We start from the raw sequence: 21,855 nt of genomic DNA, 5'->3' as shown, positions 1-21,855 counted from the left end.
AGCATTTTAACCTGGTTACCGAAAGGGACAGCATGTATGACAGAACAAACTAGCGTGGTGCAGCCTGCCCGGCTATCGGCCGGGGCAATGGCCATCTATCCACTGACGCCAGCGTTGTGGCTGGCCGGACAGTGGCAACAGAGCCAGCAGACTTTTGTGGTGAAAAATCCGGCGACGAACGAAGTGATTGCCCATGTCAGTGAAGCCGGCGCGGCCGAAGTGGCGCAGGCGATTGCTGCGGCGAGCCAGACTCAGGCGCAGTTTGCCGAAACGCCAGCGGCCGTCAGAGCGCAATGGTTGCAAAACTGGTATCAACAAGTGCTGGCGGCTGAGCAGCCATTAGCCGCATTACTCAGTCTGGAACAAGGCAAACCTATGGCTGAGGCCGTGGCGGAGATCCGGTATGCCGCCGCATTTATCCAATGGTTCGCCGAGGAAGCCAGGCGCAGTTATGGTGATGTCATTCCATCTCCCCAGGCAAACCGCCGCTTATTGAATATCCGCCAACCGGTTGGGGTGGTGGCGGCCATTACGCCCTGGAATTTCCCGGCTGCGATGGTGACCCGCAAAATTGCGCCAGCGCTGGCGGCGGGATGTGCCGTGATCCTCAAACCCTCAGAGCTGACGCCACTGACGGCGCTGGCACTGGCCGATTTAGCGGACAAAGCTGGCATCCCGGCGGCGTTGTTTCAGGTATTGCCGGGCAGTCAGTCCGCCTTGCTTGGCCAGTTGCTCTGTCAGAGCCCACAAGTGCAGAAGCTGACGTTTACCGGCTCGACTGCGGTCGGTAAATTATTATTACGCCAGTGTGCTGATACGGTGAAGCGGGTGTCGCTGGAATTGGGCGGCAATGCCCCGGTGCTGGTGTTTGCCGATGCGGATCTGCCACAGGCGGTGGCTGGCATTATGGCGGCGAAATTTCGTAACGCCGGTCAGACTTGTGTCTGTATCAACCGGATTTACGTCGAGGCCGCAGTGCTGGATGAGTTTTGTCAGTTGCTGGCGGCGCAAATCCGCTTGCTGCGCAGCGGGCCTGCGGCCGCAAGCAAGGCTGAGCAAGCCGGGATGCTATTGGGTCCTTTAATTACGCCACAAGCCGCCGCCAGAGTCGATGGGCTGGTCCGGCAGGCGCTTGCTGCCGGCGCGCGGCGGGTGGTGGGGCGTGACTGGTCATTGCATCAGGACGGCGGCTATTATCCACCGACCTTGCTGCTGGATGTGAATGCAGAAATGTTGTTGACGCAGCAGGAAATTTTTGGTCCGGTTGCCGCAGTGCAAAGCTTCAGTACTGAGCAGCAGGCACTGGCGCTTTCGAATGCCACTCAGGCCGGGTTGGCGGCTTATCTGTATACGCGGGATCCAGCGCGGATCTGGCGTTGCAGTGAAGCCTTACAATGTGGCATGGTAGGGATTAATGAAACCGCCATTTCCTCGGAAGTGATCCCCTTTGGCGGGGTGAAAGAATCTGGCCTCGGCCGCGAAGGATCTGGTTACGGTTTGGCGGAATATCAGCAGATTAAACATCTGTGCTGGGGTTTATCAGCCAACTGATCAGCAACAAGGAGGTGAAGATGAAAGTCGATACAGCGTGCTGCCTGCTGGGCATTGCAATGGTTAGTCTGACATTAGCAGGTTGTGGCGGCGGCGGCAGCCTGACTGCGCCAGTGACGCCGACCCCGCCGGTGCAGGTGTCGCCGGTGGCATGGCAACCAGCAGCATCAGCGGAATGGCCGGTCAGCACTGCTGCTGCGGAAGGTTTATCCACCACAGCCCTGGATCAGGCCTATCAGCAAGGCAGTCAAACCGCCGGTTTGGCGGCTTTATTGCTGCTCAAAGGTGATCGGCTGGTGGGGGAAGCTTATTATCCGGCTGCGGCTGATAGCTTGTTGCCGGTCGGCGCTATTACCCAGCAATTAGTGGCCAGTTTGATTGGCATTGCGGTGGCAGAGGGGAAAATCAGTAGTCTGGAGTTGCCAATTTACCGGCTGCTGGCCACTGATTATGGGGCCCTGCTGAATAACAAAACCACGCTGACGGTCGGCCATCTGTTGACGATGAGCTCAGGTTTGAGCTGGAACGAGCAAGATGCCACTGATAAAAACTGGCGGCAGCAACCGGATCCGATCCGCTACATCTTACAACGGGATTTGCTGACGACGCCTGGTCTGGAGTTTCGGCTTAATTCTGCTGCCACGCAATTATTGGCGGCGGTTTTGCAAAAAGCCACTGGCCAGACAGTGGCTGATTACGCCAGACAGAAAATTTTCACCCCGCTTGGCATCAGTCAGTTTCAGTGGCAGCAGCTGTCAGATGGTTATCATAATGCGGCGGATGGTTTACAGCTAAGGGCGCGTGATCTGGCCAAATTAGCGCTGTTATGGCAACAAGGTGGCCGTTGGCAACAACAGCAACTGATCCCGGCAGCCTTTATGCTGCCAGCGACTGAGGCCAAACTGCCAGTGTTGAATCAACTGGCCGGGCTTGGCGTCAGTCATTATGGTTATGCCCTTTGGCTTGGGCAGTGGCGTAATCAGCCGATGTGGGTTAGCCGGGGTCTGGCCGGTCAGTGGGTGCTGACTTTGCCGGCACAGCAACTTTCGCTGATTGTGCTGGCAAAAGCGGTACCGGCCGATCCGCAGCAACAAGAGCAAGTGCTGAGCCAGTTTGTGCTGACCAAATTACTCAGCGCCATCTGAGACCGGCCTGAGCACTTTGGTTGCTGGTGGGAATACTTTATCGTAAGCCCAGTGATAGAGGTAACCGTACACCAGATAAAACAGCATAAAAGCCAGATCCAGCCAAAACGCCTCTAGCAGGCTGATTGACAGATACCAGGCCGTTAACGGCAGAAATACCGCCAATAAACCCAACTCGAACAGCAGGGCATGCACCAGCCGTTCTGGTTGGGTTTTTAATTGCCGGCCACGTGGCTGCAGATAAAAACGGTCGAACCAGAGGTTAAACTGATAATTCCACCAGGTCGCGAGTAGCGACATCATCACCGCAAGTCCGCCCAGTTGCAGCGCTGGTTTATCCAGTAACAAACTGCTGACCGGCACCAGCAGCATTAAACCCAGCAGTTCAAAACCTATCGCCATCCGGATCCGATCAAATGTGCTGCGACTGACTGCAACGACCTGTGGTGGCTGGCTGGGAACAGAAACTGACATCTTCAACTCCAAAATAGGGGTTATGCTTGACAGACGGCGATGCTATCAACTAATTTTCAGATATTAAAGTTAGATACCATCAGGAAAACTGATAGATGAATTTGCTTCAACTGCAAACCTTCTTGGCGGTGGTGGCCACCGGTTCGTTTTCGGCAGCGGCCCGGAAACTGGGTAAAGCCCAGTCGGCGGTCAGTATGAGCATTGCCGAGTTGGAAATTGATTGTGCTGTGCAATTGTTTGATCGCAGTGGCCGTTATCCAAAGCTGACGGCCGCTGGTGAGCGGTTATGGCAACAAGCGCAGTTGATTGAACGTCAGTGTCAGGCGTTTCGCACCCTGGCCAGTGAGTTTCACCGGGGCATGGAAGCCAGTTTAACCCTGGCGGTAGATGATGAAGGCCAGTTACCCTGGCTGGCGCCGATCCTGACGGAACTGGCAGCGCAGTTTCCGGCGTTGGAACTGAGGTTGTTGTTTCCGTTGTTGGACGACTTGACTCTGCTATTGCAGCAGGGGCAGGCCGATTTGGCGATTGGTTTTCAGCCACAGCAACCCCCGGCAGAGATTGAGAGCTGGCCTTTGCTGGCGCTGGAGTTTGTGCTGGCGGTGGCACCTTCACATCCGCTGGCAGCACAGGCCAGTGCCCCGATCCGGTTAGAGCAATTGCTGCAACAGCGGCAAATTCTGGTGACTGACCGCGCCAATGGCGCGGAAAAACAACGTGGACGTCTAAGCTTGCAGGTCTGGTGGGCGGAAGGGGATATGGCAGTACAAAGTCTGGTGTTGCAGGGGTTGGGTTATGCTTTTTTACCCAAACCGCTGTGTCAGCAAGCGCTGCAAGACGGCAGTTTAGTGCAATTATCCTTGCAGCCTGAACCGCTACCAAGCGCAGCCACTAGCTTACCGGGGCTGCCGCTGCAGTTAGAACTATGGCAACGCCGCGGCAAAACGCTGGGCCTGGCCGGTCAATGGTTGAAGCAGCGACTGCTGCAATTGGCGGGCGCAGCGGCCTGAGCTGCGGTGCAAGTCCGACGCTACAAAGCTGTTATAACAATTCGCGCCACACCAGCGCGGCCAGTGGATGTTGCTGCGCTTGTAAATCGCGGATAAATAATTGCGCTATCCAACTGGCGCCTTGCAGAGTCAGGTGGGTGTTATCCACTTTTCCAGCCGGAAATTGCTGATATAAACTTGGCGGCACCTGAATAAAAAAGGCTTGGCTCTGCTCTGGGCCCAATGTTGATAAGAAAGCGCAGCTTTGCTGGTTCAGATCAAACAGCGGCACTTGCAGCTCAGTGGCGACCTGACGCATGGCGTCGGCATAAGGGTGCAAATTATTCTCCAATTGACCTTCAGCAGTGAAACTGCGCCGACAAATAGGTGTCGCCAGCATGGGATGGGCCTGCTGTTGCCGTACCTGCCGGATAAATTGGCGTAATAACTCAGGATAAGTGCTGTCGACGGCGGCATAACGACTGGGATCGTCCTTTTTCTGATCATTATGGCCAAACTGGATCAGCACATAATCACCGGCTTTAAGCTCAGTTAGCAGCAATTGCCAGCGCCCTTCATTCAGAAATCGTAAAGTGCTGCGGCCATTGGCGGCATGATTGACAATACTGAGCGAAGGCAGCATAAATTCAGGCAACAGCTGGCCCCAACCTCGCTCCGGATACGCCAGGTTGGTTTTTGTTGCCATCGTCGAATCGCCGACCAGATGCAAGCTGGCACGGGCAGGGCTTTGCGCAGTGGCAGCCTGAGGGCTTAAAATTCCTGTTTCTGGCACTGCATTGCTATTGGTGTTGCTGGCATGGGTCATTGCAGGCAGGCCGAGGCAGATTATCCAGAGGGCAGCATAAAGTGTTTTTGTCAGTTTGGGCAGCTTGTTGTTGCAGATTGGGTGGATTGGAGTGTTCATTGGGATATTCCTTGGCTGCCGGAGTCAGCCAGCCAGCGTCTGATCTGCAGTAGTTGTTGCTCAGGTTGCCAGCGGCCAGCGAATGTCCAGTCGGCATCGATGGCCTGTGCTTGAGTTTCAGTTAAGTTATCCTGCAACCATTGATAGTCAGGACCTTGATTTTTATAAAAATAATTTCGATCGCCATACAAATTGGCTTGATCGCGCTCTGGCTGTAGCGGATAAGTGCGCCGGTACAGCGGCTGATCGGCCAAAGTGTTGGCAAAACGGTTAAACAACAGGTAAAACTGGCCATCATAATGGCGCCGGCCAAGTTGAAAACCATTCACGCCGTCAAAGCTTGAATGCATCACCACCAATTTCTGCGCCACAGCTAACTCACCGTCATGCCATAAGGTGGCGCTGGCCGCTAAATTATAAAACTCACTATGGCGGATAAAAGCGGTGCCACGTGGGCAGACCATATCGACCCGGCCGACAAAACGGCAGTGACTGTGAAAATACATACCATCGGTTTTATTCCATAAACTTAAGGTGTCAGCACCTGAGGTTAATAATGCACAGTGGTCGGTGATAATGCGACTGGCCTGTTCAAAACCGCGCAAGGCAAATTGATGTTCAAAGCGCAACGGATCGGCCGGAAAAGCCTCGGCATAATTATTGTGTACGGTTAAATCCAGCAGGGCGATGTCTGAGCTTTGGATATTCACCACGGCAGCGCCCCAATCCTGGCTCAGCGCTGCGCCAGTGGGCAGCTGCATGGGCTGTTGGCTCGCGGGGGGGATTTTTTGCTGTCGGGCCAGGAAATGTTGCCGCAGTTCGGGATAGCGGATCAGAGTCCGGTCTCGGCCAGCACCGGCCAGCACCACTTTATCGCGGCGCAGGAAAATTTTTTCACGGTATTCGCCCGGACCGATGCGGATCAACACCCATTGGGTTGGATCAGGCGCCCGCAGTGGCAAGCTTTCAAGCGCAGCGCTGATAGTCTGAAACTCGGCACTGCCATCAGCGGCGACCCACAATTGCAATGGTGCGCCTGGTTGCAGCTGGCGAGCTGCGGGCTGCAACTGGCAAGCGCTCAGCAGCAAAGCCGACATGCCAGCTATCGACCATGCCAGAGCGCGAGCAAAAGTACTACGACGCATCAATGTTCTGCCAGCAACTGAGCCATTTGCACACCTGCCATGATAAAAGGGGCCGTGCCTTTGCTATCGTTGCGGTAAATCGGCTCACTCTGATAATAGCGGTAACTGCCATCACGACCGGCGCCGAGGCCAGCCACCTGTACCATCTTGGTCAGGCTGATACGGCCAGCCGGATGCACCAGCACAAACTCATTCAGCAACCCCTGATACGCCTTTTTGGTGGCGGCCAAGTAAATGGCTGGATCCAGATAGCCTTTGTTTTGTGCTTTCGCCAGAAAATAGACAAACATACTGCTGGCGCTGGATTCCAGATAATTGCCGCGCTCTGCGGCTTTATCAGTGATTTGCCACCAGACGCCGGAGGCCGGATCCTGATAGCGCAGCAGGCTGTCGGCCAATTCCTGCACCATTTGCAGCAGCGGTTGGCGTAATTCAGTTTTACTCGGCGGGATCCGGTCCAGCACATCAACCAGTGCCATGCCGAGCCAGCCGATGCCACGGCTCCAGAAATAACGGGACAGGCCGGTTTGTGGATTGGCCCAGTTCATGCTTTTGCTTTCATCCCAGGCATGGAAATACAAACCCGTGGCTGGATCTCGCAGCATTTGCCGGGTCACCTCAAACTCATGCACCACTTGCGGTAAACTGCTGCCAGCTTCAAACAACTGGCTGTAATAGGCTAAAAACGGCATGCCCATGTAAACGCCATCCAGCCACAGCTGATGTGGATAGATTTTTTTATGCCAGAAGGCACCATTGCTGGTGGTCGGATGTTGCTTTAATTGCTGGCGCAGTTGACTGGCGGCGAGTTGATATTTTGGCTCTGCAGTCTGTTCAAACACTCTCAGTAAAAGATTACCGCTATTGATACTGTCGATATTAAATTTGTCCAGTTGATAGCTGTGGATCAGGCCATCTGCTGTGACAAAGCTATCGGCCATTTTCAGAATGGCGGCCTGATAGGCGGGATTGGGAGCGACCCGCTGTAAATCATCGTAGGCTTGTAGCAGTAAGCCGGTGGTGTATTCAAAACTGACAGGACGGTCACGTTCAGTATCCCAGCCACCCCAATAATATTGGCCGGCCTGGCGCGATAATTCACTGTTTGCCAATTGCTGACTCCAGTACAAAGCCCGTGCTGCGGTCAGCGGCTGGTTGGTTTGGCTGGCACTCAGGCTGGTTTTTAACGTCAGTCTGGGCGTGAGCGTCAGCTTTTCCACTTCTTGCTGCAGATAAGCGATAAATGCCGCTTCATCCTGAATGCCATTTTTTTCATGTTGCCAGGCGCTGGCAATATAATAATCAAGGTGCTGACCCGAGACATTCATCACGGCGACATGGTTATGCTCGTCTGTGGTCAGTTGTTGCAGCTTGCCGCGTTTAAACAGCAGCGCCATGCCGAGGTTAGCGCCATCCAGACTTTGCTGGCCATAGGTCGCCAGATAGGTATAACTGTGACCACTGCTTTCCAGTGTGCCGGTCAGTAGCCGGGTATTGGGCAGTTTCACCAGACCAATCGCCAGATTATCCAGCGGTTTGCTTAACGTCAGCCGGTTTTGCAGCAAGCGACTGCCGGCATGCATGGATAAGTGAGCGCTGACATCCAGTGTGCTATCGGCAATCTGCCAGTTACGGTATTGAATGGTCAGGCCGGAATACAAAGCGCCATCGTCAATAATGTTGACGCTGTGGCCGTCCAGTTTTGACACCCGTTGCAGGGCTTTGCCATCCCAATAACCAAAACCACCAGCACCAACGGCTTTACCGACTTTCAGTACATCTGTGCCCCAGGGCAGCATGGCGTGGTACGACTGATAACCATCCTGGCCAATTTGTTGCAAGATTGGCTGGCCGGTTTTATTGCCAAAAATATCAAAACCGTTGCGCCAGTCCAGATAAATCCGGTAAGCGACTTTATCCGATTCAATACCAGGCCCTTCATAACGGATATATTCGCTGTGGTCGGTATAGGGCGCCGGTGGTGTCAGTTGCTTCACCTTGACAAAATTGCCGCCGATATATTTGCTGCCTTGCCAGTGGCCGCCGGTTTTATGTGAGATTTCGGCTTGGGTTTGTTTTGGCCATTGGGTTGCTGTTGTCGTTGAAGCTTGTTGCTGGATTTGCAGTTGGAGCGATCCGCCCGCGGCTAAATCGGCTGCCAGCAGCAGATGGTCGGAGGCGCCATTGGCATCACGGTCGATCAGTTGCGACGGCACTTCTTGTGGTGTGCCAGCGTGATGAACCGCTAAGGATCCGGCACTGGCCATCGTCAGGCCTAAATCGGCCAGCGGCAGTAAAATCGGTTGTTGCGCTCTGGCAAAATCGGATGGATTGTCGATACGCAGATCGGCAATCACGGCGCTATTCTGGCTGGTCTGGCGGCTGTCTATTGGGTTGGTAACAGCTTCCGGCGCTGAGCAAGCGTTGACTAACAATAAAAAGCTGCCGGGCAAAACGGCAGCAAAATTCAGCTTCTTCAATGTAATGACCCTTTGTCTGCAGATCACAGCTCGGCGGCTTCTTGTCGCCGAGCTGTGATGATTGGTTAAAATTTGTACTGTGCGCCAAGATAATATTGCCGGCCGGTTTCGTGGTAATAGGTTAACCGGTCGCCGGCATCATCGACCCATTGATCATCCACTTCATTGGTCAGGTTCAGCGCTTCAAAGGTCAGTTTCCATTGTTCAGACAGGGCGTAGCTGAAAGACGCATCGACATTGATGGTGGCATTGGTGCCTTCCATATCATTGCCCTCGCGGCCGACTGCGGTGGTCAGATAACGGTCCCGTTTTGCCAGACTGATGCGGCCATTCAGCGCTTCATGTTCGTAATAAAGTGTGGCGGCTATGGTATTGCGTGATAAACCTTGTAAATCACGGGTAGCGACCACCACCCCAGTCTGGTTGATGTAATCCATCTCGGCTTTGACCTGGGTATAGTTACCGATAAAACCAAAACGATTCCAGAATTCAGGCAAAAAGGTAAAAGGCAGTTGATAGCTGACTTCAAAGCCGGTTAAATCACCGCCAGGACCATTCAGTGGCGTCGTGACCTGCCAGTCGGTATTTTCATCACAGCCATTGCCATAACCCGGCCCAGCAGTACAAGCGTCAATGGCCAGTTGCAGCGGGAGGCCAGTAGCGGCAAAACTTTTGGTTTCGCGCAGGCTTTGCACATGACTGTCGATATCTTTGCGAAACAGCGCCAGTCCTAACATAGCTTCATCGCTGAAATAAAATTCCAGGCCCAAATCAAAGGTTTTGGCTTTGGTTGGTTCCAGTTGCGGATTGCCACCCGACACAGTGCGACTGCCGCCGGAGACCGAGACGGATACATCTGGCCGGATCGAACCTAAACCAGCGCGAGCCATGACTTCAGCATAACCAAAGCGTACTATCACATCTTCAAATGGCTCGTAGTTTAAATTCAGCGCCGGCAAAAACTCTTTGTAATCATGCTCAGCTGTGATCTGGGTCGCTTTGCCGCCGACGATAGCCCAGGCAGTAGAGCTTTGATCGGTATCGACCTGGCGGCCACCGAAGTTGCCCCAGAATGGCATGCCGGTCAGCTCAGCATTAAAGCTGGCCATCAGGTAAAGACCTGCGGTGGTTTCCTCGGCGCTATAGTTGTCGGGCCGACGATTATCACGGCTCACGGCAAACACACCGCTATTACTGTAAATGCCATATTTGGCGTCGATAGCGGCAAAATCTGGCACTAACCACAGCGGATTTGGTCCCAGACCTGAGTCATAACTTTTTATCAAATCGGCGGTGTAGACAATACCGGCACCATTTTCAGTGCTACGACGGCCTTCATAGGTTTCGAAATTAAACTTTTTATAATGGGCACCAGTTTTTAAGGTCCAGACATCGTTCAGCAGCCAGGATAAATTCAGCTCGGCGGTATCAAAGCTGTTTTCGGCGCCTAAAGGTCTGAGCCGGACTGAGTTTGAAGTCCAGCCGGTCGCTTGGCGGATACTGTCACCAAAAGTGAGTTGCGGATCATCGCGGTACGCACCGCGATAGTCGTAGCTAAAATCAACGCCGGTTTTTTCCATCACCAGTGTGGTCTGAATAGGGTTATCAAATTTGGAGCTGGTGCTGCCAATCAGCCCTTCCAGTTTCAGTTGATCGCTCAGTTGATGGCTGCCGTGCAAGGTCAACTGGAAAAAGTCGGTGCCCAATTCGTCATAACGGTTTTCGGCGCGAATGGTGGTATTTTCAAAACGGCCATAGGTCATGCTGTTACTGTCATCAATAAAATAATCCAGCACATTCATCGCACCGGTATTGAGGGTGCCGGCGGTTGCCGTGGTTAACCGGTTTGCACCTGCGTTCAGAATGCCCTGCATAAAAACTTCATTGCGGCTGGCGTCGGTTTTGGCATACAACAAATCCAGGTCAAATTGAGTGTCGTCGTTGGGTTTGAACTGCAAAGCGCCACTTAAGCCCAGCCGTTCCATGTCATGGGTATAAGAGTCATAACGCGGTAATCTTGGCCGGAAAGCGGCATTGATGTTGTCCAGTTCAGCCGCTTTGCTATCGCCTTTGAAACGGCCAAAGTCGTTGACATTCGCCCAGCGCACTGTGCTGGCGCCTTGGTCCAATAAGCTGCGCTCGGAATAAGAGGCAGAAAATAACGCGCCAAAAGTACCGTCGGCAAAGGTGTCACTGATTAAAAAAGAGGCTTTGGGATCAGATTTTTCCGATAAATCGTTATAACCCAATTGGCCGCTGGCGGCGAAAGTAAAACCATCGTAATCAAATGGCCGGGCGGCGCGCAGATCGACAGTGGCGCCTAATGAGCCTTCTTCGACATCGGCGCTGGCGGTTTTACGCACTGTCAGTGAACTGAATAAATCTGACGAGAAAGTATTAAAGTCAAAGCCACGGCCGCGGTTGGCTCCGCCGATTTGGTCAGTGCCGCCACTGGTTGATACCGCTTCCATGCCATTGATACGAATACGGGTAAACTCCGGGCCTAAGCCGCGGACAGAAATTTGTCGGCCTTCACCGGCAGCACGGCTGATCGCCACGCCAGGAATTCGTTGCAACGATTCGGCCAGGTTTAAATCAGGAAAGTCGGCGATATCTTCCGCCAGAATGGAATCGACCGCGCTGTCGGCCGAACGTTTAAGATTCAGCGCATTGCTGAGGCTGTCCCGAAAACTGCCAGTGACCTGGATGACTTCGATGTCCTGGTCTTTGGCTTGGGCTGAACTCGATTGCTGGGCAACCGCCAGTGGCGTGTTAAGCAAACCTAAACCAGCGAGCAGCAGTGCGCTCGAAACTAAAGTGCGACGAAATTTAAAACCTTGAGCAGCCATAGTGCTTTCCTCATCCAGTGTCGTCTGTTATCGCTTAAGGTACGTGCCTGCGACATTTTTTTCTATGGAAGACACAAAGATGTGGCTCCCTGTTGATTTTTGTCTACCGGTGGCATTTTAGATTAAAAAGTGCTTGCTATTTTGTGCCACCGATGGCAAAAAGCTAACACCAACGAAATCATACTGTCAAACAGTGCGCAAAAATAAATCAGTGGTCGTTGCGGTTTTATCCAGTTATTTGTTTTTAAGTTGTTGAATTTTAATGTTTTTGTTTATTTTAATAGCGGCGGCTAACTCAGTTTTGGTTTCAGATATGGAATCTTTGGGCGGCCCGCAGTCGCTGGACTTTCGCAACGTTGCTGGATAGTCGTTGACGGCGAAGACTGAAGCGTCATCTGCGACTGAAGTTGGAAAAAATTTACTGCTGAGGTGGCACAAAAATCCCGGCATCGGCAGCCGACTTTGCTACAACCTGGTTCGCATCGCACAGACTCGCCATGGCGCAGGTTGGCAGATCGGGTGGTTTGAGGACAGCGGCATAGCACCAAAGGAGCAACATGAACAAGAGCACGTTATTTGATTTAACCGGCCAGGTGGCCTTAGTGACAGGCGCCAGCCGGGGTTTAGGCCAAGCCATAGCGCAAGCACTGGCGGCAGCCGGTGCCGAGGTCATTTGTGCCAGTAGTCAGTTGGCAGGCGCACAGCAGACTGCCGACGCTATTGCTGCCAGTGGTCAGCCCACGCTGGCGCTGGCAGCCGATCTGGCGGACGAAGCCTCAGTACGGCAACTGGCTGCGGCAGCGCTTGGCTGGCAAGGCCGGATTGATATTCTGATCAACTGTGGCGGCACTATTTTCCGCGCACCGGCGCTGGAGTTTCCGCTGCCGCAATGGCGGCAGAATCTGGCGGTGAATCTGGATGCCGCCTTTTTACTCTGTCAGTTACTGGGCGAGGGCATGCTGGCAAGACGGCAAGGCAAAATTATCAATATCGCCTCGATGCTCTCTTACAGTGGTGGTATCAACGTGCCGGCTTACACCGCCAGTAAACATGCCATTGCCGGTCTGACTAAAGCGCTGGCGAATGAATGGGCTCCCTTTGGCGTCAATATTAATGCGATTGCACCGGGCTATTTTAATACCGATAACACCGCAGCCTTACAGCAAGATCCGCAGCGCAATGGGCAAATTTTGGCGCGGTTACCGGCCGGACGCTGGGGCCAGCCTGAGGATTTAGCCGGGGCTGCGGTATTTTTAGCCAGCCGGGCCAGTGATTATGTCAATGGTCATGTATTGGCCGTTGATGGAGGCTGGCTGGCACGATAACAGTCGCCAGCCTGATTGATTCTTTTTTGGAGCAAGACTATGTCGGCAAAATTGTCTGAACCGCTGTTCACCCAGCGTTATGCCACCCATCCTTCGGATGTCAAACATTATGATACCGCGTCGCTGCGCGAACATTTCTTATTGGATAATTTGATGCAGCCGGATCGGCTGGTGCTGAACTACACCCACTATGAACGGATGATTGTCGGCTCTGCGGTGCCGGTCAGCGCGCCTGTTGCGCTGGCCACAGTCGATGCGCTGAAAGCTGATTTTTTCCTGCAACGGCGTGAACTCGGCGTGATTAATATCGGTGGTCCGGGCGTGGTCCAGGTGGACGGTCAGGATTATGCGCTGGCCGCCAAAGAAGCTTTGTATATCGGCATGGGCGCACAGCAAGTTAGTTTTCATAGTCTGGAGCCAAAGCAACCAGCCAAATTTTATTTAAATTCCAGCCCGGCCCATCGTCACTACCCAACTCGCCATATCACCATGGCGCAATGTCATGTGTTGCAAATGGGGGCACTGGAAACCAGTAACCAGCGGCAGATTTATCAGTTATTGATCCGCGATGGGGTGCAAAGTTGTCAGTTACAGATGGGACTGACAGTGCTGCAGCCGGGCAGCGTCTGGAATACCATGCCGGCCCATCAGCATGACCGGCGGATGGAGGCTTATTTTTACTTTGAGCTGGGGCAGGAGCAGCAGGTCTGCCACTTTATGGGCGAGCCCGAGCAAACTCGCCATCTGTGGGTCGGCAACGAACAGGCGGTGGTGTCACCGCCCTGGTCGATTCATAGCGGCTGTGGTACCAGCAATTATGCTTTTATCTGGGGTATGGCGGGGGAAAATCTGGATTATCACGACATGGATAAATTTCCGGCCAGTGCTTTGCGCTAAACCGGTTTTGTTCGATCCACTTTTACTCAGGCACAACACTGATCGCACAGATGATCGGGTTGTGCCGCTAGGCTGACTGTCAAAGACAGTCCAGGTACGCTGTTTGCGCGGCGGCAAAAAATAAAATAAAACTCAACAGGGTAACAACATGAATCTTTTCACTCACCAGTTGCGACAGCGCTGGTTCAGGCCTGCAGGCTTATTGCTGCTGGCTGGTAGTCTGCTGCTGCTTGGTAGTTGTCAGGAGCAGCAGCAAGTGGTCACACTGCGGATGGGGCATACGCTGGACCAGCAGCATGTAGTGCACAAAGCTATGCTGAAGATGGCGGAGCGGCTGGCATTTTATTCCGCTGGCAGTATGCAGATTCAGATCTACAGCGGCGGCCAGCTCGGCTCAGAGCGCGAGCTGATTGAACTGCTGCAAATCGGCAGTCTGGCGCTGACCAAAGTATCAGCCAGTCCATTGGAAGGTTTTGTGCCTGTGATGAAAGTGTTCAGCCTGCCTTATGTATTTCGTGACAGCGCCCATTTATGGGCTGTGCTGAATGGGGAGATTGGCCAGCAAATGCTGGCGGCGCTGACGCCGGTCCGGTTAAAAGGGCTGGGTTATTATGATGCCGGAGCGCGCAGTTTTTACACCACCCGCAAAGCTTTGCACAGCCCGGCTGATTTAGTCGGACAGAAATTTCGCGTCCCGAATAGTCAGACTGCAGTGGCCATGGTGCAGGCGCTCGGCGGCGCTGCCACCCCCGTCGATTGGGGTGAGCTCTATACCGCACTGCAACAAGGCGTGGTCGATGGCGCGGAAAACAATCCACCCAGTTTTTATTTGTCCCGCCATTATGAATTGTCGAAATATTACATTCTGGATGAGCACAGTATGGTGCCGGATCTGATCCTGATGAGTCAGCATATCTGGCAACAGCTGAGCGCACAGCAACAGCAGTGGGTGCAACAGGCGATGGCAGATTCTGTGCACTATCAGAAACAACTGTGGCAACAAGCCAGTGATGACGCCTTAGCGAAAGTAAAAGCGCATGGCGTGCAACTGATTTATCCGGATAAAACCGCTTTTATGGCCGCAGTCCAACCCTTGTTAGCCCAGCAGCAGGGCACCGTGATTGGTGACTTACTGCAGCAAATCAGTCAGGTTGGCACTGCGCCAGCTCAAGACCGCAGCCCGGTTGCAGGAGGCCAGCATGAATAAAACCGTATTTTGGGTAGATTTGTACCTCAGGCGCACACTGATTGGCTTGATGGCCGCTATTGTGTTGGTGGTGTGCTGGCAGGTGTTATCCCGTTTTGTGCTGGCGGCACCCAGTTCAATGACTGAAGAAATTGCCCGTTGTCTGTTGTTATGGATTGGGATGTTGGGAGCGGCTTTTGCTTACCGCACCGGTCAACATCTGGGGCTGGATATTCTGACCCGAAAATTGCCACTGGCGTGGCAGCAGCGGCTGGCATTGGGGCTGACCAGCGCCGTGGTGTTGTTTGCGCTGGCGGTGATGGTTGGCGGTGGCGGTCAGTTGGTGCTGCTGACCTATCAGTTGGATCAAATGTCGGCAGCCCTTGGCATTCGTATCAGCTGGATTTATCTGGCATTGCCGCTCAGTGGTTTATTGATCGCATTTTATGGCTGCTGCCAGTTGCGTTGCCTGTGGCAGCATATCGAATTAACACCAGCGGAGGATTGTTAACATGGAATGGTCTGCTTTGATGTTGTTGGTGGTGTTTTTCCTGTTACTTATGCTCAATGTGCCGATTTCATTTTGTATTGGTCTGGCGACACTGGCGACTATGCTGCTGAGTATGGATCTGTTGCCAGCGTTGACGACGCTGGCACAACGAATGGCTGGTGGTCTGAATAGCTTTGCCTTGCTGGCCATCCCGTTTTTTGTGTTGTCCGGTCTGCTGATGGGGCGGGGCGGTATCGCCAAACGGCTGATTGAATGTGCCATGGCGTTGGTTGGCGCTTTACCGGGCGGACTGGCGCTGGTTAATGTGATGTCATGCATGTTGTTTGGCGCCATCTCCGGCTCTGCCGTGGCGGCCACTTCTGCCATCGGCAGTTTTATGCTGCCGGAGATGAAAAAACAAGGTTATGACGATAGTTACAGCGCAGCAGTGACCGCCGCAGCTGCCACCACCGGCATGTTGATCCCGCCGTCAAATATTATGATTGTGTACGCCATCGCCAGTGGCGGTGTGTCGATTGCGGCGCTGTTTGTCGCCGGTTATTTACCCGGTATTTTACTTGGGCTGGCGCTTATGCTGGTGTGCGCTGGTTATGCCAAAGTGAAAGGTTATCCGGTTGGTGCCCGTTTGCCGTTGAAACTGGTGGCGCAAAAAGTGGCGGCTGCTATTCCTAGTCTGCTGATGATTGTGCTGGTGATCGGCGGTATTATCAGCGGTGCTTTTACCGCGACTGAAGCCGGTGCTATTGCCGTGTTGTATTCCTTTGTACTGGCCGTTGGGATTTACCGTGAAGTCAAACTGTCTGAGCTTGGCAATATTTTATTAAAATCAACGGAAACCACCGCCATTGTGCTGGCATTGATTGCCACTTCAGCGGCGATGTCCTGGATATTGTCTTATGAGAATATTCCGCAGACGGTCAGTCAGGGGTTGTTGACACTGAGTGATAATCCATTGCTGATTTTGTTATTAATCAATATTATCTTATTGATTGTCGGCGCTTTTATGGATATGACGCCAGCGGTGCTTATCTTTACGCCGATCTTTTTGCCAGTTGCGGTTGAGCTTGGTATGTCGCCGCTGCATTTTGGCATTATGCTGATCCTGAATTTATCCATTGGTTTAGTCTCGCCGCCGGTGGGCAGTGTGTTGTTTGTGGCCTGTGCTATTGCCAAAGTCCGGCTGGAACAATTGATGAAACCCTTGTTGCCAATGTATGTTGCGATGTTTGTGGTATTGATGCTGGTCACTTATATTCCGGCGATCAGCGAATGGTTACCGGCGCTGTTTGGTTTATAACCTCAGGAGTCTGCGATGAGCAGTTATGTGATCCCCAACTTAGCCAATGCCTGTCGCTTGTTGGTGTTGTTGGCAAAAACGCCGCAGGGGCTGAGTTTGTCCGAGTTGGAGCAGCAATTGCAGTTGCCAAGAACCACGACTTTTCGGATTTTACAGACCTTGTGTCAGCAGCAAATGTTGGTGAAACAAAACCGTAAATATTTGATTGGTAGTGCTTTATTTGGTCTTGGCTTGGACTTAATCAACCATCACCCGTTGCAGCAACAAGCTTTACCGCAGTTACAGCAACTGGCGCTGCAGACCGGACTGAGTGCGCAGTTGGTACTGCCACAACAAGGCTCTGCCCTGATTGCAGAAGTGGTTGACTGTCCGAGTCAATATAGTATGGCGGCGCGGCCAGGTTTTTGTGCTGACTTGCATTGTTCGGCGGCCGGTAAACTGTTTCTGGCGCATTTGTACTTTGATCAGCTGGCACAACTGGCAACTGAGGCCGGCTTTTACCGCCATACCGCACAAAGCATTACCGATCCGGCTGCGCTCAGGGTAGAATTGCAGCGCATTCAGGCCCGCGGTTACGCGGTGGATGAACAGGAATACCGTGATGGCATCCGTTGTCTGGCGGTGCCGGTCCGTGACCAGCGCGGGGTGGTTGTGGCTGCGCTTGGCGTGACCGGGCCATTGCAGTTATTTCCGCCGCAGGCAACCGCCACAGTGGCTGCGCAGTTAAAACAGGCGGCGATTCAGGTCGCACTCGCCACTTACCGGCCCGAGCTGTTAAGGGCGGTCCGCTAAGCAAAGCGCTGATAAGCCCTGAATGCCACAGCGGCTATCCGCCACCATGGTTATTTTTATTGACGATGACAGCAGTCTAATCAGGTAATTTATGCACAAAACATCGACCATTAATGACGTTGCCCGGCTTGCCGGCGTGTCAAAACGCACTGTGTCACGGGTGATCAATGGCTCTTTAAGTGTCGGCGACAGCACCAGGGCGCGGGTCGAAAAAATTATCAGTGAACTGAATTATTCGCCAAATACCCAGGCGCGTGGCCTGGCTTCAAGTCGCTCTTACCTGCTGGGACTGATTTACGATAACCCGGATGCCTTGTATCTGGATGATGTGCAACGTGGTGTGCTGGAAGTCTGTTCGCAATTGGGTTATGAACTGGTGGTGCATCCTTGTCGTTACCGCAGCGAGACGCTGGTGCAGGATTGTTTTAATTTTATCAACAGGTCCAAGCTAGATGGGGTGATAGTGTTGCCGCCGGTGTCGGAGCTGGATCATTTGGCGGCCGCACTCAAAGAAGCAGGCCGGCCTTATGTGCGGCTGACATCGGTGTTGCTGGATGAAACCCGTCACAGTGTGGTGTCGGATGACAGAGCTGCGGCTGCTGAAATGGCGCGCTATTTTGCCCAGCTGGGCCATCACGATATTGCGTTTATCAGTGGCCCGCAGCGTTATAAATCTTCGACCGAACGGATGGAAGGTTTTAAATTAGGCTTGTCGGCTTATGGCATCCTGTTAAAACCGGAGCGGGTGCTGGAAGGCAACAACAGCTATGAAACCGGCATTGAATGTGCCCGTCAGTTACTCAGTGGTCCAACCCTGCCCACTGCTATTTTTGCCAATAACGATCAGATGGCGGCCGGCGTGCTCAAAGCTGCCCATGATTTGGGGGTGGCGATACCGGCGCAACTGTCGGTGGCTGGTTTCGATGATAACTTATTGGCTTCGCGGGTGATCCCGGCGCTGACCACGATCCGCCGGCCAGTGCGGCAAATGGCGCAACTGGCGGCCAGCAAAATTATTATGGATATCGAGCACAACAGCAAAGCCGCCGGTAATGTCGCAGCCAAAGTGGCACCGACGCTGGTGGTTCGGGAATCGACGGCGCGATTGACCGCGTCTTAAGACTAAAGTCGCGGTGAATTTATGCTGAAAACTTGACAACAGACTGCCCAATAGCCGCACTTTGCGTTATCTTAGCGCTATTCGTGCTGTACAACGGTTGTGGCTTGTGGTGTTGATGCGCAATTTGTTTTTCCGGTTTTTTTTCTGCAGTGTGATGGCCTTGCGTGCCGGTTGGCTGGGTGTGATGTTGCTGTTCTGGCCACAGGCGTTGATGGCAGCAAATCAGCCGGTTCAGAGCAAGCATCAGGCCGATATTGTTGCGACTGCCACAGTGCCTTTAACCGATTATTTCCGTGAAAGCTGGACCACCCGCGATGGTCTGCCGCATAACACCATCAATGGCATTATTCAGAGTCAGGATGGTTATTTGTGGTTTGCCACCTGGGAAGGTGCAGCCCGCTATGATGGTCGCAATTTCACCGTGTATGGCCGCAACGACATTCCAGGGATGCCGGATTCTGGCATGCGGGCTTTGTACATTGATTATGATGGCCAATTATTAATTGGCGGCTCGCGTGGTGGCATGGCTCGGCATCACAGCGGTCAGTGGCAAACGCTGCCTGCTATCGGCACCTTGATCAACGATATCATCCGCGATCGTCATAACCATTTATGGATTGCTTGCGAAGGCGGTGGCTTATTTATTCAGACGCCGGATGGCCGCAGTCAGCACTTTGGCGCTGAAGATGGCTTGCCGCCGACGGTGATTTACCGGTTATTACAAGATAAAGACGGCGTGATTTGGCTGGCGACGCAACAAGGTTTGTACTGGATCAATCCGCAGCAAAAAGATGCGACTTTTCAATTGGTTGGGCCTGAGCAGGGCATGGCTGTTACCTCGGTGTTCGCTTTAGCCGAAACGGCGGATGGGACTTTGCTGGTTGGGTCCGAACAAGGTGCTTATCTAAAACAAGGTCACCAGTTTAAACTGCTGCACCCGAAGCTCGCCGATGTGGCGGTTTCCGTGCTGATGGTTGATCAGCAACAGCAAATTTGGCTCGGTACCGTGCACAGTGGCCTGATGAGGTTAACTTCGCTTGGCCTGGAACAGCTGACAGTGGCAGATGGTTTGCCAAACAACAGGGTACTGGCGCTGTTTCAGGACAGAGAAAAAAGTATCTGGATTGGCACCAACGGTGGCGTATTCCGGTTACGTGATTCACCTTTTACCAACCTGACCATCGCCAAAGGTTTATCTGACAACTATGTCCGCACTCTATTGGAACACAGTGATGGTACAGCCTGGGTTGGTACCAGTTATGGTTTGAACCGGGTGCAGGCTGGCAAAGTCAGTCAGGTACTGTTACCGGATGGTAAAACTGTCAGTTCGGTGCTGAGTCTGGCCGAAGGGCCAGATGGCGATGTCTGGGTTGGCACCTACGCCGAAGGTGTATTGCGTTTCCGTCAGCAGCAATTGGTGGCGCGGTATAACCGCCAGAATGGACTGCCCGCCAATGAAGTCAGAGCTATTTTACCCTTGGCCGATGGCAGTAGCTGGATTGGCACGGCCGGTGGCCTGGTGCTGCTCAAAGATGATCAACTGCAACAGTTTCATGTGCCGGACGGCTTAGCTGGCGAATTTATCACCGCCTTGTCGTTGCAGAAAAATGGCTTGTTGTGGGTCGGGACTGGCAGCGGTCTGTCGGTCAGACAAGACGGTAAATTCCGCACTTTACCTATTGCTGCGCTAGATAAGTCTGATTATGTATTTGATTTTTATCAAATACCTGATTCTGAAGACATCTGGTTTGCCACAGACAGAGGTATAGCCCGGGTTGAACCAGACACCTTAAAGTTGCAATTGGTCGGGCGTGCCGCCGGTTTACCCTTTGATAAAGTTTTTGCCATAGTGCCACAAAAGCGGGACTATTTTTGGTTGAGTACCAATCGCGGCGTGCTGCGGATCAAGCAGCAGGAAGCCCTGGCAGTAGCTACAGGTCAGGCAGAGCAGTTACTTGGGTATGAATTGTATGGGGAAAGTGATGGCATGCTCAGTGCCCAGGCCAATGGCGGCTCGAGTCCGGCGGCGATGGCCAGACGGAATGGCGCTTTATGGTTTGCCACTTCGCAAGGCGTCGCCATGGTCGACCCGTCCCGATTAAAAGAGTTTGCCGTACGGACCCCCCCTGTGGTGGTGCAAAAACTCAGTGCCGATGGTCAGCAATTTCAGCCGGAACAAGCCAGTTTTGCTGCCGGTACCCGCCGGATTGAGCTGCAATTTGCCGGTTTGAGTTATGTGATGCCAACCCGGATCCAATACCGCACTAAATTGATTGGCTTTGATCAGGATTGGGTGGAACGGGGCTCGCAGCATGTGGCTGAATATACCAACTTACAGCCCGGCAGCTATCAGTTTCTGGTTAGTGCTGCTTATCCGGATGGCGACTGGTCAGCAGAACCTGCTTCGATCCGCTTTGAAATTAAACCATTTTTCTGGCAGCGGCCGATATTTATGCTGGCGGTGCTGCTGTTGCTGGCGTTGACGCTGGTGCTGCTTTATCGCTGGCGGGTACGCAGTTTATGGCACAGTGAACAACGACTGCGGCAACAGGTGCAGGAGAAAACCGCCGAGTTACAACAGCATGCGGTCGAATTGCGGGCGGCAGTCGCCGATAAAACCTTGCTGGCGGAACAACTCCATCAACAAGCGACTGCTTTTGCTTTACAGGCACGCGAAGACGGCCTGACAGGTCTTGCTAACCGGCGCGCTTTTGATGAACAGCTGGCGGCTGAATTTACCAGAGCACAGCGCTTGCAACATCAGTTATGTCTGGTGATTCTGGATATTGATCATTTTAAAGCGATCAATGACAGCTGGTCACATCTGGTCGGTGATGAAGTACTGAAACAGTTGGCGCTGGTGTTGAAAACCTTCTGCCGGGAAATTGATTTGGCCGCGCGCTGGGGCGGGGAAGAATTTGCACTGTTATTGCCGCAGACTTCATTAGCACAGGGCTTGGAAGTATGTGAGCGCTTACGTCAGGCCGTCGAGGCACTGGACTTTTCTGCCATAGCGCCAGGGCTGCAGGTGACTGCCAGCTTTGGTGTGACAGTCAATACTGGCTTGCCGCATTACGATAAGCTGATTTCCCGTGCTGATAGTCTGTTGTACCAAGCCAAAGCGCAAGGTCGCAACCGGATTTGCGGTTAGCTTTCGGCGCGACTGATC

At 53.2% G+C, this 21,855-nt stretch carries 16 protein-coding genes; 11 read left to right on the top strand and 5 right to left on the bottom strand.

Going from position 1 to position 21,855, the window contains the following annotated elements:
• Nucleotides 1-36 precede the first annotated feature (36 nt).
• Together AC53GJ_RS17030 and AC53GJ_RS17025 are read left to right on the top strand one after the other, a co-directional pair.
• Nucleotides 37-1,551 (top strand): NAD-dependent succinate-semialdehyde dehydrogenase, encoded by a 1,515-nt coding sequence (locus AC53GJ_RS17030; RefSeq protein WP_496729531.1) that lies wholly within the window; start codon nucleotides 37-39, stop codon nucleotides 1,549-1,551.
• A gap of 20 nt (nucleotides 1,552-1,571) precedes the next feature.
• Complete coding sequence (locus AC53GJ_RS17025; protein WP_496729529.1) at nucleotides 1,572-2,696, top strand: serine hydrolase domain-containing protein; 1,125 nt, start codon at nucleotides 1,572-1,574, stop codon at nucleotides 2,694-2,696.
• On the opposite strand, the gene AC53GJ_RS17020 is transcribed toward AC53GJ_RS17025, so the two are convergent.
• Nucleotides 2,679-3,170, bottom strand: a complete 492-nt coding sequence (locus tag AC53GJ_RS17020) for a PACE efflux transporter (RefSeq protein ID WP_496729527.1) — start codon at nucleotides 3,168-3,170, stop codon at nucleotides 2,679-2,681. The two genes, AC53GJ_RS17025 and AC53GJ_RS17020, sit on opposite strands and share 18 nt — an antisense overlap.
• A gap of 95 nt (nucleotides 3,171-3,265) precedes the next feature.
• On the opposite strand from AC53GJ_RS17020, the gene AC53GJ_RS17015 reads away from it, so the two are divergent.
• Entirely contained in the window at nucleotides 3,266-4,180 is a 915-nt protein-coding gene (locus AC53GJ_RS17015; protein WP_496729525.1) for a LysR family transcriptional regulator, read from the top strand.
• Nucleotides 4,181-4,211: 31 nt separating this feature from the next.
• Here AC53GJ_RS17015 and AC53GJ_RS17010 read toward each other — a convergent pair whose 3' ends face one another.
• From AC53GJ_RS17010 to AC53GJ_RS16995, 4 genes are all read right to left on the bottom strand, one after another.
• Nucleotides 4,212-5,084 (bottom strand): rhamnogalacturonan acetylesterase, encoded by an 873-nt coding sequence (locus AC53GJ_RS17010; RefSeq protein WP_496729524.1) that lies wholly within the window; start codon nucleotides 5,082-5,084, stop codon nucleotides 4,212-4,214.
• Nucleotides 5,081-6,229, bottom strand: coding sequence for a hypothetical protein (locus tag AC53GJ_RS17005; protein ID WP_496729522.1), 1,149 nt, complete (start codon nucleotides 6,227-6,229; stop codon nucleotides 5,081-5,083). Before AC53GJ_RS17005 ends, AC53GJ_RS17010 begins: the two co-directional genes overlap by 4 nt.
• Nucleotides 6,229-8,709, bottom strand: coding sequence for a DUF4861 family protein (locus AC53GJ_RS17000; RefSeq protein ID WP_496729520.1), 2,481 nt, complete (start codon nucleotides 8,707-8,709; stop codon nucleotides 6,229-6,231). Before AC53GJ_RS17000 ends, AC53GJ_RS17005 begins: the two co-directional genes overlap by 1 nt.
• Nucleotides 8,710-8,774: 65 nt before the next feature.
• Nucleotides 8,775-11,558, bottom strand: coding sequence for a TonB-dependent receptor (locus tag AC53GJ_RS16995; protein ID WP_496729518.1), 2,784 nt, complete (start codon nucleotides 11,556-11,558; stop codon nucleotides 8,775-8,777).
• Nucleotides 11,559-12,115: 557 nt separating this feature from the next.
• Here AC53GJ_RS16995 and AC53GJ_RS16990 point away from each other — a divergent pair.
• The 8 genes from AC53GJ_RS16990 (at nucleotide 12,116) to AC53GJ_RS16955 (ending at nucleotide 21,837) form a co-directional block, all read left to right on the top strand.
• On the top strand, nucleotides 12,116-12,883 hold the full coding sequence (locus AC53GJ_RS16990; RefSeq protein WP_496729516.1) for an SDR family oxidoreductase: 768 nt from the start codon (nucleotides 12,116-12,118) through the stop codon (nucleotides 12,881-12,883).
• Nucleotides 12,884-12,922: 39 nt separating this feature from the next.
• Entirely contained in the window at nucleotides 12,923-13,780 is an 858-nt protein-coding gene (gene kduI, locus AC53GJ_RS16985; RefSeq protein WP_496729514.1) for a 5-dehydro-4-deoxy-D-glucuronate isomerase, read from the top strand.
• A 148-nt stretch (nucleotides 13,781-13,928) separates the two neighbouring features.
• Entirely contained in the window at nucleotides 13,929-14,987 is a 1,059-nt protein-coding gene (locus tag AC53GJ_RS16980) for a TRAP transporter substrate-binding protein (protein ID WP_496729512.1), read from the top strand.
• The gene (locus tag AC53GJ_RS16975; RefSeq protein ID WP_496729510.1) at nucleotides 14,980-15,477 is read left to right on the top strand and encodes a TRAP transporter small permease; all 498 of its coding nucleotides are present in this window, start codon (nucleotides 14,980-14,982) and stop codon (nucleotides 15,475-15,477) included. Before AC53GJ_RS16980 ends, AC53GJ_RS16975 begins: the two co-directional genes overlap by 8 nt.
• Nucleotide 15,478: 1 nt before the next feature.
• Nucleotides 15,479-16,774: a TRAP transporter large permease gene (locus tag AC53GJ_RS16970; protein WP_496729508.1), complete on the top strand. Its 1,296-nt coding sequence runs from the start codon at nucleotides 15,479-15,481 to the stop codon at nucleotides 16,772-16,774.
• Nucleotides 16,775-16,789: 15 nt separating this feature from the next.
• The gene (locus AC53GJ_RS16965) at nucleotides 16,790-17,566 is read left to right on the top strand and encodes an IclR family transcriptional regulator (protein ID WP_496729507.1); all 777 of its coding nucleotides are present in this window, start codon (nucleotides 16,790-16,792) and stop codon (nucleotides 17,564-17,566) included.
• A 91-nt stretch (nucleotides 17,567-17,657) separates the two neighbouring features.
• The gene (locus AC53GJ_RS16960; protein ID WP_496729505.1) at nucleotides 17,658-18,686 is read left to right on the top strand and encodes a LacI family DNA-binding transcriptional regulator; all 1,029 of its coding nucleotides are present in this window, start codon (nucleotides 17,658-17,660) and stop codon (nucleotides 18,684-18,686) included.
• 115 nt (nucleotides 18,687-18,801) lie between these two features.
• Nucleotides 18,802-21,837 carry a ligand-binding sensor domain-containing diguanylate cyclase gene (locus tag AC53GJ_RS16955; RefSeq protein WP_496729503.1) on the top strand — a complete coding sequence of 1,012 codons (3,036 nt, stop codon included), beginning with the start codon at nucleotides 18,802-18,804 and terminating at the stop codon, nucleotides 21,835-21,837.
• The last annotated feature ends 18 nt before the right edge of the window (nucleotides 21,838-21,855 follow it).

Source organism: Rheinheimera sp. B2H12 (assembly GCF_059620065.1).
Note: the sequence above shows the minus strand (reverse complement) of the source record. Positions and strands in the feature narration are given on the sequence as shown.

Bases quoted from the DNA above. Each gene is read 5' to 3' on its own strand.
- AC53GJ_RS17030 (WP_496729531.1), top strand. From the start codon at position 37: ATGACAGAACAAACTAGCGTGGTGCAGCCTGCCCGGCTATCGGCCGGG.
- AC53GJ_RS17010 (WP_496729524.1), bottom strand. From the start codon at position 5,084: ATGAACACTCCAATCCACCCAATCTGCAACAACAAGCTGCCCAAACTG.
- AC53GJ_RS16965 (WP_496729507.1), top strand. From the start codon at position 16,790: ATGAGCAGTTATGTGATCCCCAACTTAGCCAATGCCTGTCGCTTGTTG.
- AC53GJ_RS16955 (WP_496729503.1), top strand. From the start codon at position 18,802: ATGCGCAATTTGTTTTTCCGGTTTTTTTTCTGCAGTGTGATGGCCTTG.
- kduI (WP_496729514.1), top strand. From the start codon at position 12,923: ATGTCGGCAAAATTGTCTGAACCGCTGTTCACCCAGCGTTATGCCACC.
- AC53GJ_RS17005 (WP_496729522.1), bottom strand. From the start codon at position 6,229: ATGCGTCGTAGTACTTTTGCTCGCGCTCTGGCATGGTCGATAGCTGGC.
- AC53GJ_RS16970 (WP_496729508.1), top strand. From the start codon at position 15,479: ATGGAATGGTCTGCTTTGATGTTGTTGGTGGTGTTTTTCCTGTTACTT.
- AC53GJ_RS17015 (WP_496729525.1), top strand. From the start codon at position 3,266: ATGAATTTGCTTCAACTGCAAACCTTCTTGGCGGTGGTGGCCACCGGT.
- AC53GJ_RS17025 (WP_496729529.1), top strand. From the start codon at position 1,572: ATGAAAGTCGATACAGCGTGCTGCCTGCTGGGCATTGCAATGGTTAGT.
- AC53GJ_RS16995 (WP_496729518.1), bottom strand. From the start codon at position 11,558: ATGGCTGCTCAAGGTTTTAAATTTCGTCGCACTTTAGTTTCGAGCGCA.
- AC53GJ_RS16990 (WP_496729516.1), top strand. From the start codon at position 12,116: ATGAACAAGAGCACGTTATTTGATTTAACCGGCCAGGTGGCCTTAGTG.
- AC53GJ_RS17020 (WP_496729527.1), bottom strand. From the start codon at position 3,170: ATGTCAGTTTCTGTTCCCAGCCAGCCACCACAGGTCGTTGCAGTCAGT.
- AC53GJ_RS16960 (WP_496729505.1), top strand. From the start codon at position 17,658: ATGCACAAAACATCGACCATTAATGACGTTGCCCGGCTTGCCGGCGTG.
- AC53GJ_RS16980 (WP_496729512.1), top strand. From the start codon at position 13,929: ATGAATCTTTTCACTCACCAGTTGCGACAGCGCTGGTTCAGGCCTGCA.
- AC53GJ_RS16975 (WP_496729510.1), top strand. From the start codon at position 14,980: ATGAATAAAACCGTATTTTGGGTAGATTTGTACCTCAGGCGCACACTG.